This is a genomic window from Serratia bockelmannii (genome assembly GCF_008011855.1).
In the GTDB taxonomy this organism is placed as follows: Bacteria; Pseudomonadota; Gammaproteobacteria; order Enterobacterales; family Enterobacteriaceae; genus Serratia; species Serratia bockelmannii.
Genome location: NZ_VOUX01000004.1, coordinates 220,535 through 235,781, shown reverse-complemented (window position 1 = coordinate 235,781; position 15,247 = coordinate 220,535). Strand labels below are relative to the sequence as shown.

18 protein-coding genes are annotated in these 15,247 nt (G+C 59.1%); 10 read left to right on the top strand and 8 right to left on the bottom strand.

The features are described 5' to 3' along the window. The first annotated feature begins 102 nt into the window (after nt 1–102). The 3 genes from FOT55_RS08500 to FOT55_RS08490 all read left to right on the top strand — a co-directional run bounded on the left by FOT55_RS08500 (nt 103) and on the right by FOT55_RS08490 (nt 1,976). Nucleotides 103–729, top strand: coding sequence for a LuxR C-terminal-related transcriptional regulator (locus FOT55_RS08500; protein WP_025302402.1), 627 nt, complete (start codon nt 103–105; stop codon nt 727–729). 122 nt (nt 730–851) lie between these two features. Next, nucleotides 852–968, top strand: a complete 117-nt coding sequence (locus FOT55_RS08495; protein WP_004927822.1) for a DUF2770 family protein — start codon at nt 852–854, stop codon at nt 966–968. A 3-nt stretch (nt 969–971) separates the two neighbouring features. Then, a complete protein-coding gene (locus tag FOT55_RS08490; RefSeq protein ID WP_147823362.1) occupies nt 972–1,976 on the top strand; it encodes a zinc-dependent alcohol dehydrogenase family protein in 1,005 nt (334 codons plus the stop codon). Here the strand turns inward: FOT55_RS08490 and FOT55_RS08485 are convergent. After that, complete coding sequence (locus tag FOT55_RS08485) at nt 1,924–2,982, bottom strand: AI-2E family transporter (protein ID WP_147823361.1); 1,059 nt, start codon at nt 2,980–2,982, stop codon at nt 1,924–1,926. The genes FOT55_RS08490 and FOT55_RS08485 overlap by 53 nt on opposite strands. 442 nt (nt 2,983–3,424) lie before the next feature. On the opposite strand from FOT55_RS08485, the gene FOT55_RS08480 reads away from it, so the two are divergent. Both FOT55_RS08480 and FOT55_RS08475 read left to right on the top strand, forming a co-directional pair. Next, nucleotides 3,425–3,979, top strand: coding sequence for a cytochrome b (locus FOT55_RS08480; protein ID WP_004927830.1), 555 nt, complete (start codon nt 3,425–3,427; stop codon nt 3,977–3,979). Between the two features lie 23 nt (nt 3,980–4,002). Beyond that, complete coding sequence (locus FOT55_RS08475) at nt 4,003–4,581, top strand: YceI family protein (protein WP_016928208.1); 579 nt, start codon at nt 4,003–4,005, stop codon at nt 4,579–4,581. Between the two features lie 47 nt (nt 4,582–4,628). Here FOT55_RS08475 and trhO read toward each other — a convergent pair whose 3' ends face one another. Together trhO and FOT55_RS08465 are read right to left on the bottom strand one after the other, a co-directional pair. Then, the gene (gene trhO / locus FOT55_RS08470) at nt 4,629–5,696 is read right to left on the bottom strand and encodes an oxygen-dependent tRNA uridine(34) hydroxylase TrhO (protein WP_025302399.1); all 1,068 of its coding nucleotides are present in this window, start codon (nt 5,694–5,696) and stop codon (nt 4,629–4,631) included. Between the two features lie 119 nt (nt 5,697–5,815). Then, nucleotides 5,816–5,971, bottom strand: coding sequence for a histidine kinase (locus FOT55_RS08465; RefSeq protein ID WP_225735595.1), 156 nt, complete (start codon nt 5,969–5,971; stop codon nt 5,816–5,818). Nucleotides 5,972–6,235: 264 nt separating this feature from the next. Here FOT55_RS08465 and FOT55_RS08460 point away from each other — a divergent pair, with 264 nt between their 5' ends. The 4 genes from FOT55_RS08460 to FOT55_RS08445 all read left to right on the top strand — a co-directional run bounded on the left by FOT55_RS08460 (nt 6,236) and on the right by FOT55_RS08445 (nt 11,009). After that, nucleotides 6,236–7,156 (top strand): Kdo(2)-lipid IV(A) acyltransferase, encoded by a 921-nt coding sequence (locus FOT55_RS08460; protein ID WP_147823360.1) that lies wholly within the window; start codon nt 6,236–6,238, stop codon nt 7,154–7,156. Nucleotides 7,157–7,257: 101 nt separating this feature from the next. Next, a complete protein-coding gene (locus FOT55_RS08455) occupies nt 7,258–7,542 on the top strand; it encodes a YciI family protein (RefSeq protein WP_025302396.1) in 285 nt (94 codons plus the stop codon). 199 nt (nt 7,543–7,741) lie between these two features. After that, the gene (gene mdtG, locus FOT55_RS08450) at nt 7,742–8,980 is read left to right on the top strand and encodes a multidrug efflux MFS transporter MdtG (protein WP_147823359.1); all 1,239 of its coding nucleotides are present in this window, start codon (nt 7,742–7,744) and stop codon (nt 8,978–8,980) included. A gap of 475 nt (nt 8,981–9,455) precedes the next feature. After that, on the top strand, nt 9,456–11,009 hold the full coding sequence (locus tag FOT55_RS08445; RefSeq protein WP_043141745.1) for a peptide MFS transporter: 1,554 nt from the start codon (nt 9,456–9,458) through the stop codon (nt 11,007–11,009). A 49-nt stretch (nt 11,010–11,058) separates the two neighbouring features. Here FOT55_RS08445 and FOT55_RS08440 read toward each other — a convergent pair whose 3' ends face one another. From FOT55_RS08440 to FOT55_RS08425, 4 genes are read right to left on the bottom strand one after another with little or no spacing between them, the layout of a single operon-like run. Continuing rightward, nucleotides 11,059–11,457 carry a VOC family protein gene (locus tag FOT55_RS08440; RefSeq protein WP_025302393.1) on the bottom strand — a complete coding sequence of 133 codons (399 nt, stop codon included), beginning with the start codon at nt 11,455–11,457 and terminating at the stop codon, nt 11,059–11,061. Next, nucleotides 11,448–11,876 (bottom strand): YeeE/YedE family protein, encoded by a 429-nt coding sequence (locus tag FOT55_RS08435; protein ID WP_043141748.1) that lies wholly within the window; start codon nt 11,874–11,876, stop codon nt 11,448–11,450. Before FOT55_RS08435 ends, FOT55_RS08440 begins: the two co-directional genes overlap by 10 nt. 2 nt (nt 11,877–11,878) lie before the next feature. After that, nucleotides 11,879–12,313 carry a YeeE/YedE family protein gene (locus tag FOT55_RS08430; protein WP_049205117.1) on the bottom strand — a complete coding sequence of 145 codons (435 nt, stop codon included), beginning with the start codon at nt 12,311–12,313 and terminating at the stop codon, nt 11,879–11,881. Further along, a complete protein-coding gene (locus FOT55_RS08425; protein ID WP_033638023.1) occupies nt 12,303–12,620 on the bottom strand; it encodes an ArsR/SmtB family transcription factor in 318 nt (105 codons plus the stop codon). The genes FOT55_RS08430 and FOT55_RS08425 overlap by 11 nt, the downstream gene beginning before the upstream one ends. A gap of 136 nt (nt 12,621–12,756) precedes the next feature. Between FOT55_RS08425 and FOT55_RS08420 the strand changes: the two genes are divergently transcribed. After that, nucleotides 12,757–13,557 carry an AraC family transcriptional regulator gene (locus FOT55_RS08420; protein WP_060447411.1) on the top strand — a complete coding sequence of 267 codons (801 nt, stop codon included), beginning with the start codon at nt 12,757–12,759 and terminating at the stop codon, nt 13,555–13,557. Here the strand turns inward: FOT55_RS08420 and leuA are convergent. After that, nucleotides 13,508–15,196, bottom strand: coding sequence for a 2-isopropylmalate synthase (gene leuA / locus FOT55_RS08415; RefSeq protein WP_147823358.1), 1,689 nt, complete (start codon nt 15,194–15,196; stop codon nt 13,508–13,510). The two genes, FOT55_RS08420 and leuA, sit on opposite strands and share 50 nt — an antisense overlap. Between the last annotated feature and the right edge of the window lie 51 nt (nt 15,197–15,247).

Sequence of the window (15,247 nt, the reverse complement as noted above, 5' to 3'; positions counted from 1 at the left end):
AATTTCTTATATTCAGCATTTGAATTTCCGAATTGAACACTTGCAGTGTAAGTCCTATTTTACAGAAGATATGCTCCATCGGCTTTCAACAAGGACGTCACCATGAAACTACTTGTCGTGGACGAATGCTGCTTCACCCGGGTCGGTATAGCCAGCTACTTTGCTGATAGTGGGATTACGACGATCAAGTGCTGCCACAGCATTGAATACGCTACGCCGCTGTTGGCCAGCTTTCAGCCGAGCCACATTCTGGTGAACCTCAGCAACCAGTGCCGTTATAACGAAGCAGACGCGCAGCTGCTGGCGTTTATGGAAGCCAGCCAGTCTGCCTTGCTGTTTATCTATCTCGATACGCCTTACCCTTACAGCGAAACGCCAATGCGCATCGCCGATAACGCCTTTCTGTTCAATAAAAGCATTCTGCCACTCACTTTACGCACGCTGCGCGAAAATCCGCTGGCGCTGGCCGATGACGGCGAAGAGCGTTCCTTGTTCAGTCCGCAGGAACTGACGGTGATGAAATATTGGATGGCGGAGATGCCCAACTACCGCATCGCGAAAAAGCTGCAAATCAGCTCGCATACGGTGTACGTGCACAAGCGTCACATCACGGAGAAGATCAACGCGCGCAACCGGCTGGAGTTCTACTCGCTGTATAACGTGCTGCGCTATTTCTACCCGCCGAGCACGCCAACAAATTCGACGCCGCTGGCGCTGCTGGCCGTGTAACCTCAAGCCTGCGATAACGCAGGCTTTTTTATCGCCTCTCTTCCCGCACTCACGCGCGGCGCGCTGTAAAAGACGCCGAGAAAAGGACTATAATCAAAGGTCCCTTTCTTCAGGCAGCTGAAATGTTAAACCGAATACTGGCGGCTATCGTCAACAACGTGCGTGAGCACCTGGTGCTGTACCTGTGTCTGTGGCTAGTGCTGCTGGCGTTGGATGTCTATTTCTTCTTCGTCATGTAATCCATGCCGCCGTTATTTCCCCGATTGAGCTTCAACCGCTTCGGCGATCCCGCCCAGGTGCTGGAATTGCAGCAGATGAGCAGACCGCTGCTGCGCCCCGGACAGCGGTTATTGCAGATGCGCTATGCCCCGATCAACCCTTCCGATCTGATCCCGATCCACGGCCAATACGCGCACCGCATCGCCCTTCCTCAGGTGCCGGGATATGAAGGCGTGGGCGTCGTCGTCAACCCGCAGAATGGGCATTCAACGGGCCGCCGCGCGCTGGCGGTAGCGGGTAACGGCAGTTGGCAAACGTTCGTCACGCTGCCTGAAGATCGGGTGATCTGGGTGCCGGACGACATCGACGACGCCTGCGCAGCGCAAATCTATATCAACCCGCTCACCTGCTGGGTGCTGTTGACGCAATGGCTGCCGCTCAACGCCGGCGACTTACTGCTGCTCAACGGCGGCGGTTCCGCCGTTAGCCTGCTGTTGGCGCAGATGACGGCGCTGCGCGGCATTCGTCTGGCGGTCGTGGTGCGCAACACCGCTCATCGCCAGGCGTTACTGGCCGCCGGCGCCTGGCGCGTTATCGAAGCGTCGCAGCTGGTGGAAATGACGAATTTTGGCGCCCGTGCGGCCATCGACTGCATCGGCGGCGAAGACGGATTGCAGTTGGCGCGGGCGGTCCGCACCGGCGGCGATTTTGTGGCGCTGGGCCTGCTTAGCGGCCGCCAGGTAGACTGGCAGCGCGTGGTGGACGAGTTAAAGCTGCGGGCTTCGCTGTTCCACTTGCGCAAATGGAACGCACAGGCGGCACCGGCGCAATGGCAGACGGCGTTTTATCAGCTATTCCAGCTGCTGCGGCGCGGCCAGCTGGCGCTGCGCCCACCCGCCGCGATTTATCCTTTGCCTCAGTACGCAGCGGCGCTGCACCACGCCGCCCAGCCCGGCGTAAGTGGCAAAATATTCCTCACTCCGGCGCCGCCGGAGGCTGGTGCGGCGGGCGACCGTCCCCCAGGATAACCGCCAGCCGATAGCCGCCTTCGGTGGTCTCCAGCGCGATGCGCGCCACGATCGTCAGCGGCACCGACAGCAGCATGCCCACCGGGCCGAGCAGCCAGCCCCAGAAGATCAGCGACAGGAACACCACCAGCGTCGACAGCCCCAGCCCGCGCCCCATCACGCGCGGCTCGAGGATATTGCCGATCACCATGTTGACAGCGATAAAGCCACCCGCCACCACCAGCGCATCACCCAATCCGTTGAACAACAGCGCCTGAATCAGCGGCGGAATGGCGGCCAATACCGAGCCAATGTTGGGAATGTAGTTAAGCAGAAACGCCAGCAGCCCCCAGATAAAGGCAAAACGCACGCCGACCGCCGCCAGGAAGATCCAGACGATCACCCCAGTGGCCAGGCTGATGATGGTTTTAATCACCAGATAACGTGTCACGCCGTCCAGCGCCCGCCGCACCGCGGCGAGCCCCTCGTTCGGCTTATCCAGCGCCTGCTGCAGCTTATACGGCAGCAGTTGCACTTCGAACAGCATAAACACCACGGTCATCAGCAGCAGGAAGACGTTGGTCATGGCGCCAGACAGGTGCCCCAGCATGCGGGTGACCAGATTCATCGCCGCGCTGGGATCGACATACTGCAGCATCGCTTCGCTGGAGAGACTGATATTGAAGCGATCGGCGTAATGCTGCAGCTCGCGCAGCTTCTCGATCATCATGCCGCGGTACTGGGGCAGCGAGCGGGCGAACTCGTTCAGCGAAGCACCCAGCATGCCGATAAACAGCATCACGACCACGATCACCGCCGTCACCAGCAGCGTCACCCCGACGATACGCGGCACTCGTCGGCGTTCCAGCATCGCCACCAGCGGGTTCAGCACCATGGCGAGGAACACCGCCAGCAAAAACGGCACCACGATGTCGGCGGCGGCTTTCACCCCGGCCAAAATGATCACCAACATCGCCAGCAGGACGGCCAGACGCAGGCTACTGTCGGTCACACGGGTTCGGCCCATGACGTTTCCTTGTTATTTCACTGGGTTAACCGGCCACCAAGAGCCGACTCTTGGCGCTAATGGTAGCAAAGTCCACCGTCACGCCGCAGAGGATTTCGCCTAACCGTTCGAAAAAATTAATCTTTCCGCCCTGCTCTTTGCCGCAAGAAATAGTCATAACGTTTGCCAACAAATAATTCCACCGAGCAACTCATGGACGATTTACGTAAAATGACAAAAGCTGACATTAATAGATAATAAGCCTAATTTTCAACAACTAGCACAACCACCCCATGAGGGAAATAATATCATCTTCAACGATTTATCTGATGAAGCCCGAACATCTCAAACAAATTCACTGACTAATATTTCTAAGAAGTAACATAGTTAAATTTATTATTGATTTTATGTTTCCTAAAGTTTAATTATTGCAGCCAGCCAATCGGTAATCGAAGGAAACAGGATGCTCTGGAAAAATACCGCCGATCGTTTCGGCCATGTGTCAGTGTTAATCCACTGGCTGGTGGCGCTGACGGTGTACGGCATGTTCGCACTCGGTCTGTGGATGGTTACGCTGGGCTATTACGACGTCTGGTACCATCAGGCGCCGGAGATCCACAAAAGCATTGGCACGCTGCTGTTCATCGTGATGGTGATCCGCGTGATCTGGCGCTTTGTCTCGCCGCCACCCAAGCCGCTGGCCAGCTATGGTCGCCTCACTCGCGTCAGCGCTATTCTCGCGCATCTGGCGCTGTATGCCGTGCTGTTCGGCATTCTGATCAGCGGCTATCTGATCTCGACCGCCGACGGCCAACCGATCAGCGTATTCGGCTGGTTCGACGTGCCCGCCACCGTCACCGGCATGGCGGAACAGGCCGACACCGCCGGCGCCATACACCTTTACCTGGCCTGGGCCGTGGTAGTGCTTTCGGTACTGCACGGGCTGGCCGCGCTTAAACATCACTTTATCGATCGTGATGTCACTTTGAAACGGATGCTGGGTAGCAGCGCCGATTAACCTTTGGATTTATGGAGATTGCTATGTTGAAAAAGACCGTATTGGGCCTGACCGCAGGCGCCCTGCTGCTGAGCGCCGGTTCCGCACTGGCGGCGGACTACAAGATCGACAAACAGGGCCAGCACGCCTTTATCGAGTTCCGCATCCAGCACCTGGGCTACAGCTGGCTGTATGGCAGCTTTAAAGACTTCGACGGCGGCTTCACCTTCGACGAAAAAGATCCGTCCAAGGACAAGGTCAACGTGACCATCAATACCGCCAGCGTCGACACCAACCACGCCGAGCGCGACAAGCACCTGCGCAGCGCCGAGTTCCTCAACGTGGAGAAGAACAAGCAAGCCAAGTTTGAATCCACCGAAGTGAAAAAAAGCGGCGACGGTTATGCGGTGGTCGGCAACCTGACGCTGAACGGCGTGACCAAGCCCGTTACGCTGGACGCCAAACTGATTGGCCAGGGCAACGATCCGTGGGGCGGCTACCGCGCCGGCTTTGAGGCCAACGGTAAGATCAAGCTGAAAGATTTCGGCATCACCACCGATCTGGGCCCGGCGTCGCAAGACGTTGAGCTGATTATCTCCGTAGAAGGCGTACGCGAGAAATAAATAAAAAAAAGCCCGGTTTGGCGGCCGGGCTTCTCATTTCCTCAGACTCAGCGGGCTGGGCCTTCTTCTTCCGGTGCCGGAATGTGCATCGTAGTCTGCAACAAGCCTTTTGACTTATTGAAGATCTTGACGCCGTTTTCACGGCCGGCACGGCGCGCGCGTTGCTCTTCGCGCGGCAGCTTCAGCTCTTCGCGGCAAATCTCGCTACAGCACCCTTCAAATTTGGCGGCGCAGCTCGGGCACTGAATGAACAGCAGATGGCAACCGTCGTTCTTGCAGTTGGTATGGGTGTCGCACGGCGCTCCACACTGGTGGCAGTTGGCGATCACATCGTCGGAGATGCGCTCACCCATACGCTCATCGAACACGAAGTTTTTGCCGATAAACTTCAGCGGCAACCCCTGTTCTTTCGCTTTGCGGGTGTACTCGATAATCCCGCCTTCCACGTGGTAGATGTTTTTAAAGCCTTTGTGCAGCATATAGGCGCTGGCTTTTTCACAGCGAATGCCGCCGGTGCAATACATGACAATATTCTTGTCTTTACTGTCCTGCAGCATCTCCACCGCCATCGGCAGCTGATCGCGGAAGGTATCCGACGGCACCTCAATGGCGTTTTCGAAATGGCCGACTTCGTACTCATAGTGGTTGCGCATATCGACGAATACCGTATTCGGATCGTCTATCATCTGATTGACGCGATCGGCCTGCAGATACTCGCCGACGTTGCTTGGGTCGAAGCTCTCGTCATCGATGCCGTCGGCCACGATGCGCTCACGCACCTTGAGGCGTAGTACCCAGAAGGATTTGCCATCGTCTTCGAGCGCAATATTCAGGCGTACCTGATCCAGCGCCGGGTGCGAGGCGAACAGCGCGGCTTTGAACGCGTCGAAGTGATGCTGCGGCACGCTGATCTGCGCGTTGATGCCCTCTTTCGCCACGTAGATGCGGCCGAACACCTTCAGTTTTTCGAACTGAACGTACAGGCTGTCGCGAAACGCTTTGGGATCGTCGATGGAGAAGTATTTGTAAAAAGAAACTGTGGTGCGCGGCTCGGTTTCCGCCAGCATGCGCGCCTTCAGTTCCTCATTAGAAATTCGGTTATGTAACACTGGCATGGTGTACTTTCCTGTCTTTCGGGAGGTGACTGATTATCGCGCGCCGCCTGCCGGCCCGCGCGCGGCGCATATCATACCCGAAAAACCGCCGCCGCGCAGCCCTGGCGCCAGCGCCCCGTTCAGTGTCCGTCGCCTTCGGTAAACGCAGAAGCCACTATGCCGAGCGCCATCATCACGCCGGCGAGCGCCAATATCGCGTTCACCTGCAGATGCGCGCCAACGCTGCCGACCGTCGCGCCCAAAACCAGCAGCCCCGCACTGATCCATGGTGCCAAAATATTTACCCTCTGAATAATTACCAGTAATAATATCGCCATTATCTTTGGCAGGAAAGATTGTGGAAAAATTCGGCATTCGATGCATATTTAACGCCCAAAGAGGGATTTTAATGCGTTGTGTTTTCCCGGATCGCCAGAAAAATGCCACAATAGTCGCAAACAAACGGCAGAAACGAACCTTGCCGCCGAGCTCACCCGGCTGCCAGACCATGCGATGACTCTGTCATTACACTTAAACAACCGTATTCAAACAGAGAACCCATGACTCAAGTTCCTACTTTCAATCGTTCCTTATTGCATCCGCGCTATTGGCTGACCTGGGTCGGCATCGGCTTGCTGTACCTGCTGGTGTTGCTGCCTTACCCCGTCATCTACTGGCTCGGCACCTCGATTGGGCGATTTTCCATGCGCTTTCTCAAGCGACGCGTCGCTATCGCCCAACGCAACCTCGAGCTCTGTTTTCCCGACATGCCGCAGGCCGAACGCGATGCGCTGGTGGTAAAGAATTTCGAATCGGTCGGCATGGGGCTGTTTGAAACCGGCATGGCGTGGTTCTGGCCCAACTGGCGCATCGAGCGCTGGTTCAAGGTCAGTGGCCTGGAGCACATCCAACAAGCGCGCGACAACCAGCAGGGCGTGTTGCTGATTGGCCTGCACTTTTTGACGTTGGAGCTGGGCGCGCGCATCTTCGGCATTCACAACCCGGGCATCGGCGTTTACCGCCCGCACGACAACAAGCTGATGGACTGGCTGCAAACCTGGGGCCGCATGCGTTCCAACAAATCGATGCTGGACCGCAAAGACATCAAAGGCATGATCCGCGCCCTGAAACAGGGTGATATCATCTGGTATGCGCCGGATCACGACTACGGCCCGCGCAGCAGCGTTTTCGTGCCGCTGTTCGCGGTGGACAAGGCTGCCACCACCACCGGCAGCTACGTGCTGGTGCGGATGGGTAAACCGGCGATCGTTCCGTTCACCCCGCGCCGCCTGCCGGACGGCAAAGGGTATGAGCTGATCATGCAACCGGCGGTGAAAAACTTCCCGCTGGATAACGAACTCGAGGCCGCCGCCTTTATGAACAAAGTGGTGGAGAAAGAGATCCTGATGGCGCCGGACCAATATATGTGGCTGCATCGCCGCTTCAAGACCCGCCCGGAAGGCGAGCCTTCGCTCTACTGATCAAGCCAACCCGCCACCGGCGGGTTTTTTATTGCGCGCCTCTTGAGAATCGACGGCGAGGGTGGGATGGTAAAGCCTTTGCCGCCCACCCTGGAGCCGTTATGTACATTGTCAGCCTGACCTACCATCGCCCGATCGCCGACGTCGACAGCCACCTTGAAGGCCACATCGCCTGGCTTAAAAAATATTTTCAGGACGGTACCTTCATCGCCTCCGGCCGTAAGAATCCCCGCACCGGCGGCGTGATCCTGGCCAAGGGCATTGACCGTGCGCAGTTAGACGCCATCCTGGCCGAAGATCCCTTCAACGCCGTAGCCCACTACGAGGTCACCGACTTTAGCGCCACCACCACCGCCGCCGGTTTCGAGGCGCTGACCGGACTATAAAACGCTGTAAATTCCGCGCGCTAAGCGCGGAATAAGGTTTAAACGTCATTTTTAAAACTTTATTTCATTTTTCGCCCAATCTTTGTCCCCTCGTTTGCCGTCGCTGCGCTTGCGGCGCATACTTACCAGGCTAACTTTCACGTTTTGCCCCTTCATCTTGCCGCTGGCAAAACGCGTCACCTTTCGGCAGTGGGCATTTATGGCTTCGGCAGCAGAACCCGTTAACTGGAAACGCAACCTTTTCGTCGCCTGGCTGGGATGTTTTCTCACCGGCGCCGCCTTCAGCCTGGTGATGCCGTTTCTGCCGCTGTACGTAGAGACGCTGGGCGTTACCGGCCATCAGGCGCTCAACATGTGGTCCGGTCTGCTGTTCAGCATCACCTTCCTGTTTTCCGCTATCGCCGCGCCGTTCTGGGGCGCCCTGGCAGACCGACGCGGCCGCAAACTGATGCTGCTGCGTTCAGCGCTCGGTATGGCGATCGTCATGGCGCTGATGGGCATGGCGCAAACGGTCTGGGAGTTTCTCGCGCTGCGTGCGGTGCTGGGGCTGCTCGGCGGGTTCATTCCCAACGCCAACGCGCTGATCGCCACCCAGGTGCCGCGCAACCGCAGCGGCTGGGCGCTCGGCACCCTGTCTACCGGCGGCGTCGGCGGTGCGCTGATAGGCCTATTGATCGGCGGTTTGTTAGCCGATCTGTACGGCCTGCGCCCGGTGTTTTATATCACCGCCGCAGTGTTATTCGTCTGCTTCGTACTGACGCTGCTGTATGTCAAAGAACAATTTACCCCGGTGCAAAAACGCGACATGTTGCACGCAAAACAGGTGTTCGCCTCGCTGAAGAACCCGAAACTGGTGCTCAGCCTGTTTGTCACCACCATGATCATCCAGATCGCCACCGGCTCGATTGCGCCGATCCTGACGCTGTATGTGCGCGATCTGGCCGGCGCCACCCACAATCTGGCGTTTATCAGCGGGCTTATCGCCTCAGTGCCCGGCGTCGCGGCATTGATGAGCGCCCCGCGGCTGGGCAAGCTGGGCGATCGCATTGGCCCGGAACGCATTCTGGTCTTTATGCTGATCGTCTCGGTGCTGTTACTGATCCCGATGGCGTTCGTGCAGACGCCGTGGCAGCTCGGGGTACTGCGTTTTCTGCTGGGGGCGGCCGACGGCGCGTTGCTGCCGGCGGTACAGACGTTGTTGATTTACAACTGCACCAATCAGGTGGCCGGCCGTATTTTCAGCTACAACCAGTCGTTCCGCGATGTTGGCAACGTCAGCGGCCCGCTGCTCGGCGCCGCAATCTCCGCCGGCTACGGTTTTCGCGCGGTCTTCGCGGTCACCGCGCTGGTGGTGCTGTTCAACGCCGGTTATTCCTGGTGGTGTCTGCGGCGACGGCCGGGCTATAGGCGGGAAGACACGCTGCAGGAAGAGTCATAGCTGCATTTATCGCCACTTTCCGCCGTTGGTCAGATCAACGGCGCGTTTCCCCTACTTTTAATAATGCTTCCTTCAGGCCTGTGAACTTTCGCCCCGCTCAGAACATTCTTATCTCAACATCTTGTTTATCAACAATTAATTAACTTTCAGCGCATAAAACCCGCTGTCAATCATATTCCTGTCATAACCAACAGAAAAACCAGAAAAGGAGATGCTTGTCGACTTTTCGTCTAAAAAATGGGATACAGGTACTAGACAAAACCAACGACCAGTTATCAAATGGTTAAATAATATCACGCCAGATGTGAAGCATCGGCCAAGTGAAGAAAAGGTCAGCACGCTTTCCACGGTTTATCAGCGTTGCAGCCGCGGTGTTTGTCGGGTAATCCGCATTGGGCGGATCGCCTTCATTAAATACACATACATACCACAGTACGGGCTGCAGCCTTGCAGCGCCTTTTATTGGGAAATCGTTATGCAATCCTCTGTCAATAAGTCAGAAAGCCGGACCTTCTTCGGCCATCCCTATCCACTGGGTTCTTTGTTCTTCACCGAAATGTGGGAGCGCTTCTCGTTCTACGGCATCCGTCCGCTGCTGATCCTGTTTATGGCTGCCACCGTGTACGACGGCGGCCTGGGCCTGGCGCGTGAGAACGCGTCGGCGATCGTCGGCATCTTCGCCGGCAGCATGTACCTGGCGGCGCTGCCGGGCGGCTGGCTGGCAGATAACTGGCTCGGCCAACGCAAGGCCGTCTGGTACGGTTCGATCCTGATCGCGCTCGGCCACCTGTCGATCGCCCTGTCCGCAGTGATGGGCACCAACCTGTTCTTCATCGGTCTGATGTTCATCGTGCTCGGTTCAGGCCTGTTCAAGACCTGTATCTCGGTGATGGTCGGCACGCTGTACAAGAAAGGCGATGCGCGTCGCGACGGCGGCTTCTCGCTGTTCTACATGGGCATCAACATCGGTTCGTTCATCGCCCCGCTGATCTCCGGCTGGCTGATTAAGTCACACGGCTGGCACTGGGGCTTCGGCATCGGCGGTATCGGGATGCTGGTAGCGCTGGTGATCTTCCGGGTGTTCGCCGTCCCGGCGATGAAACGCTATGATCGCGAAGTGGGCCTGGACTCCACCTGGAACAGCCCGGTCGCGAAGAAAAAAGGCGTCGGTGCCTGGTTGCTGGCGTTGGCGGCCATCCTGGTGGCGGCCATCGTGCTGATCGCTCAGGGCACGATCGTTATCAACCCGGTCGAGGTGGCCAGCGTGCTAGTGTACGTCATCGCCGCGTCGGTCACCCTGTACTTCATCTATCTGTTCGCCTTTGCCGGCCTGAGCCGCAAAGAGCGCGCACGCCTGCTGGTGTGCTTCATCCTGCTGATCTCCGCCGCGTTCTTCTGGTCAGCGTTTGAACAGAAACCGACCTCGTTTAACCTGTTCGCCAACGATTACACCAATCGCATGATCGGCGACTTCGAGATCCCGGCGGTGTGGTTCCAGTCGATCAACGCCCTGTTCATCATCCTGCTGGCACCGGTCTTCAGCTGGGCCTGGCCTGCACTGGCGCGCAATAACGTGCGTCCGAGCAGCATCACCAAGTTCGTGATCGGCATCCTGTGCGCCGCCGGTGGTTTTGGCCTGATGATGTTGGCCGCGCAGAATGTGCTGAGCAACGGCGGCGCCGGCGTATCGCCGATGTGGCTGGTAGGCAGTATCCTGATGCTGACGCTGGGTGAGCTGTGCCTGAGCCCGATCGGGCTGGCCACCATGACGCTGCTGGCGCCGGAGAGAATGCGCGGTCAGATGATGGGGCTGTGGTTCTGCGCCAGCGCGTTGGGCAACCTGGCGGCCGGTCTGATCGGCGGTCACGTCAAGGCCGACCAACTGGATATGCTGCCGAATCTGTTCGCTCGCTGCTCCATCGCGCTGCTGATCTGCGCCGCCGTGCTTATTGTGCTGATCGTGCCGATTCGCCGCATGCTGGAAAATACCCAGTCCAAGAGCGCGCAAAAACCGGCGACCAACGTCTGACGGATACCCCGTTTTATCTCGCAAACCGGCGCTCGATGCGCCGGTTTTTTTATGCCTGCCAAGCCTGATGTTGCAATACCACCCGATAGCCATCAGGATCTTCAAAGGTTTGCCCCGCCCGATCCCAATAGGGATTATAGGCGGCGACCGATAAAAACCCTGCCGCCTGCATCCGCTCACACGCAGCCCGCCATTCGTTCTCATCCGGCAGATAAAATACCAGCAGATGATCCTGCGTCGGCGCCTGCCCGACCCGCACCCCACGATGCTGCGTGAACTCCAGATGGTAGGCATGCTGCGGATGCCCAATCATCATGCCGTCAAACCCCTGATGATCGACAAACTCACCCAGCTTTTCGAAACCAAGCCCGCGGCAATACAGCGTAGCAATCTCTTGCAACCGATCGGTCGGGCGCGCGATGCGCAACACCGCTTTGGCTATCGACACGTACTCCTCCTCCTCATGATAACGTCATACAGCGCCATACCCGCCAGCATCGCCAGCAGGAACGGCCATACCCGGCTTATCTCCGCCCCGGCCAACACCCAGGCTGGACCGGGGCAAATACCCGCGATACCCCACCCGATGCCGAACAGTGCGCTGCCCGCCAGCAAACGACGATCTAGACGCCCGGCGGCCGGGATCTGCAGCGTTTCCCCCAACAGGCTACGCTCGCGTCGCCTCGCCCACAGGAAGGCCGGCGCCGCCACCGCGATCGCACCCGCCATCACCAACGCCAGCGAGGGATCCCACACGCCGGTAACGTCGAGAAACGCCAACACTTTGGCCGGATTGGCCATGCCGGCGACGATCAGCCCCAGACCGAAAATGATGCCGCTCAGCAGCGCCAACAGCGTTTTAAGCATTCTCAACCTCCCGCCAGGTAGCGCATCAACCACACGGTCATAAAGCCCAGCAGCATAAACACCGCCGTGGCGGCCAGCGAACGCGGCGCCAACCGTGCGACGCCGCATACGCCGTGCCCGCTGGTGCAACCGCTGCCCAATCGAGTGCCCAATCCCACCAACAGCCCTGCGGCCGCCAGCCCGCCGTTGCCGACCGCGATCTCACCGGACGGCAAAGTCGCAGCGGCAGCATACAGCCAAGGCGAGAGCAGCAACCCGCCAATAAATGCGGCGCGCCAGCCCCGCTCCCAGCCAGCGGCACTCAAGACACCGCCGGTAATGCCGCTGATGCCAGCGATCCGGCCGTTGAACAGCAGCAGCAGCGCCACCGCGCCGCCGATAATAGCCCCTCCCGCCAGCGCGGAATAAGGCGTGAAGTGTGGCCAGTCAATGGTCATCGCGGTTCTCCGGTTGCGGGCAATAAAGTTGATACAGGGTGTGGAGCAGCGCCAACGCTTTAGCATCGGCCACCGCATAGTAAATCTGCTTGCCGGCGCGCCGGGTGGACACCAACCCTTCCTCCCGCAGTACGCCAAGCTGCTGGGACAGCGTCGGCTGGCGGATATCCAGCGCCTGCGCCAGCTCGCTCACCGCCATCTCGCCCTGACTGAGCCGGCACAGCAGCAGCAGCCGATCTTCGTTACCCAGAGTGCGCAGCATCGCGCCGGCCTGCGCCGCCGCCTTGCGCATCGCGTCAATATCCATTGCCCCTCCATCAATATATAAAATTATATAATATCATTTTATAAACTATTTTGCCGTACCACGCCACAGACTGGTGTGAAACAGCGCCGCATGGCATCCTGTCATTTCCCCTTTTGCCGTGCGGAGACTGCTTACAATGCTGTTGTTTCACGACGTTCTGCCGCCCGATCAGCCCATCCGGCCGTTAGCCAGGGATTATCGCCACGGCGACAGCGAGCCGGAGCACTACCATAACTGCGCGCAGCTGATCCACAGCCTGAGCGGCGTGGTGCAGGTCACCACCCGGCTCGGCAGTTGGGTGGTGCCACCCGGCCGCGGCGTCTGGGTACCGGCGAAAGTGGTGCACAGCCTGCGCATCACCGGCCAGGTGGCGGCCAGGACGCTGTTTGTCGATCCGCTGGCGCGCGCCGATCTGCCGGCTCAGTGCCAGGTGGTGCAGGTGTCGCCGCTGCTGCGCGAGCTGATTATCAGCGCGATGGAGATTACGTCCGGCTACCCCAGCGGCGGGCGTGACGAGCGCATCATGGAGTTGATTCTGGATGAATTACGGGTGCTGCCGAGCCTGCCGCTGCACCTGCCCGAACCACGTGAGGCCTCGCTGCTTGCCCTGTGCCGCCATATTCAGGCCACGCTGGCGCAGCCCTGGACGCTGGAACAGGCGGCCGCTCAGCTCAGCGTCAGCGGACGCACCCTGTCGCGGCGCTTCCAGCGAGAAACCGGGCTGCATTTTGCCGATTGGGTGCGACGCGCCCGTTTGCTGGCGGCGCTGAACGCGCTGGCGACCGGCCGCTCGGTGTTGGAAGTGGCGCTGGATCTCGGCTATGACAGCCCCAGCGCGTTCAGCGCCATGTTTCGCCGAGTGCTGGGGGTCGCGCCCAGCGACTATTTCAGCCGGGCCGCGCCGACGTTGACACCAGATAGCGCCCGGCAACGTTGAACAGCGCCTGCAGCGAAGCACTGGCGGAGTCGACGTCGATGCCAACGCCGTAGCTCGCCTCACCGTGCGGCAGCGCACAGCGGATATAGGCCACCGCTCGACTGTCGCTCTGATGCCCCAACGTGTGCTCGTGGTAATCCTCGATCGCCAACGGCAAGCCGAAGCGTTGGCGCAGCGCATCCACCGCGCTGGAAAGCAGGCCGTTGCCAGCGCCCTGCAACCGCAGTGTCTCCCCCTGCCAGGCGACTCTCGCGTTGAAACTGTAGGCCTCTACCCCGTGACTTTCCGTCTGGTAGCTCAACAGCTGCAAGCACGGCTGCTCCACCAGCCCGTAAGTGTCGCGGAATAAGCGCCACAGCTGCGCGACGCTCATTTCCTTACCGCTGCCGTCGGTCGCCCGCTGGACCACCTGGCTGAAATCAATCTGCAAACCGCGCGGCAACGCCAGCCCATGGTTCTGCTCCAACAGCCAGGCGGCGCCGCTTTTGCCGGACTGGCTGTTAACCCGGATCACCGCCTCATAGCTGCAGCCGACATCGGCGGGATCGAGCGGCAGGTAAGGCACCTGCCACCAGCCATCTTGTCGCTGGCGTTGCGCGGCGAAACCTTTCTTGATCGCATCCTGATGCGAACCGGAGAAGGCGGTAAACACCAATTCGCCGGCATAAGGATGGCGAGGATGCACCGGCAGCTGATTGCACTGTTCCACCACTTCCACCACCTGTTTCAGGCGGCTGAAGTCCAGGCCCGGCGCCACGCCCTGGGTATAAAGATTCAACGCCAGCGTAACCAGATCGACGTTACCGGTACGCTCTCCGTTGCCGAACAGGCAGCCTTCGACCCGATCGGCGCCGGCCAACAGCGCCAGCTCCGCGCAGGCCACGCCGGTACCGCGATCGTTATGCGGATGCACGCTGATCGCCACATCGGTGCGACGGCTGAAATGGCGGCAGAACCATTCAATCTGATCGGCATACACGTTGGGTGTACTCACTTCCACCGTCGCCGGCAGGTTGATAATTATCGGCCGCTGCGGCCCCGGTTGCCACACCTCCGCCACCGCTTCGCAGATCTCCAGCGCGAACTCTAATTCCGTAAAACAAAAGGTTTCCGGCGAATACTCGAAGCACCAGGCGGTATCGGGCTGAGCCTCACAATGCCGGCGAATGCGCCGCGCGCCGTTCACCGCCAGCGCCACGGTAGCGGCCTTATCCTGGCGGAACACGATGTCGCGAAACATCGGCGCCGTGGCGTTGTACAGATGCACGATAGCCCGTGGCGCACCCTGCAGCGCCTCGAAGGTACGATCGATCAGATCGTCGCGCGACTGCGTCAGCACCTGAATCGTGACGTCGTGCGGGATCAGTTGCTCGTCGATCAGCGTGCGCACAAAATCGAAATCCGTTTGCGACGCCGAAGGGAAAGCCACCTCAATCTCTTTGAAACCGCACTGCAACAACAATTGATAGAATTCGCGCTTGCGCGCGTTATCCATCGGCTCCGCCAGCGCCTGGTTGCCGTCGCGCAGATCGCTGGAGCACCAGCGCGGCGCCTGCCGCAGCGTGCGCGCAGGCCACTGGCGATCCGGTAACGTAACCGGCGGGAACGGTCGGTATTTGCTTGAAGGGTCGATTAACATGGGCTTCTCCTGATGCCTGAGTGAACGATACCGTCATTATTTCCCGTCTCC

Bases quoted from the DNA above. Each gene is read 5' to 3' on its own strand.
- FOT55_RS08500 (WP_025302402.1), top strand. From the start codon at position 103: ATGAAACTACTTGTCGTGGACGAATGCTGCTTCACCCGGGTCGGTATA.
- FOT55_RS08495 (WP_004927822.1), top strand. From the start codon at position 852: ATGTTAAACCGAATACTGGCGGCTATCGTCAACAACGTGCGTGAGCAC.
- FOT55_RS08490 (WP_147823362.1), top strand. From the start codon at position 972: ATGCCGCCGTTATTTCCCCGATTGAGCTTCAACCGCTTCGGCGATCCC.
- FOT55_RS08485 (WP_147823361.1), bottom strand. From the start codon at position 2,982: ATGGGCCGAACCCGTGTGACCGACAGTAGCCTGCGTCTGGCCGTCCTG.
- FOT55_RS08480 (WP_004927830.1), top strand. From the start codon at position 3,425: ATGCTCTGGAAAAATACCGCCGATCGTTTCGGCCATGTGTCAGTGTTA.
- FOT55_RS08475 (WP_016928208.1), top strand. From the start codon at position 4,003: ATGTTGAAAAAGACCGTATTGGGCCTGACCGCAGGCGCCCTGCTGCTG.
- trhO (WP_025302399.1), bottom strand. From the start codon at position 5,696: ATGCCAGTGTTACATAACCGAATTTCTAATGAGGAACTGAAGGCGCGC.
- FOT55_RS08460 (WP_147823360.1), top strand. From the start codon at position 6,236: ATGACTCAAGTTCCTACTTTCAATCGTTCCTTATTGCATCCGCGCTAT.
- FOT55_RS08455 (WP_025302396.1), top strand. From the start codon at position 7,258: ATGTACATTGTCAGCCTGACCTACCATCGCCCGATCGCCGACGTCGAC.
- mdtG (WP_147823359.1), top strand. From the start codon at position 7,742: ATGGCTTCGGCAGCAGAACCCGTTAACTGGAAACGCAACCTTTTCGTC.
- FOT55_RS08445 (WP_043141745.1), top strand. From the start codon at position 9,456: ATGCAATCCTCTGTCAATAAGTCAGAAAGCCGGACCTTCTTCGGCCAT.
- FOT55_RS08435 (WP_043141748.1), bottom strand. From the start codon at position 11,876: ATGCTTAAAACGCTGTTGGCGCTGCTGAGCGGCATCATTTTCGGTCTG.
- FOT55_RS08430 (WP_049205117.1), bottom strand. From the start codon at position 12,313: ATGACCATTGACTGGCCACACTTCACGCCTTATTCCGCGCTGGCGGGA.
- FOT55_RS08425 (WP_033638023.1), bottom strand. From the start codon at position 12,620: ATGGATATTGACGCGATGCGCAAGGCGGCGGCGCAGGCCGGCGCGATG.
- FOT55_RS08420 (WP_060447411.1), top strand. From the start codon at position 12,757: ATGCTGTTGTTTCACGACGTTCTGCCGCCCGATCAGCCCATCCGGCCG.
- leuA (WP_147823358.1), bottom strand. From the start codon at position 15,196: ATGTTAATCGACCCTTCAAGCAAATACCGACCGTTCCCGCCGGTTACG.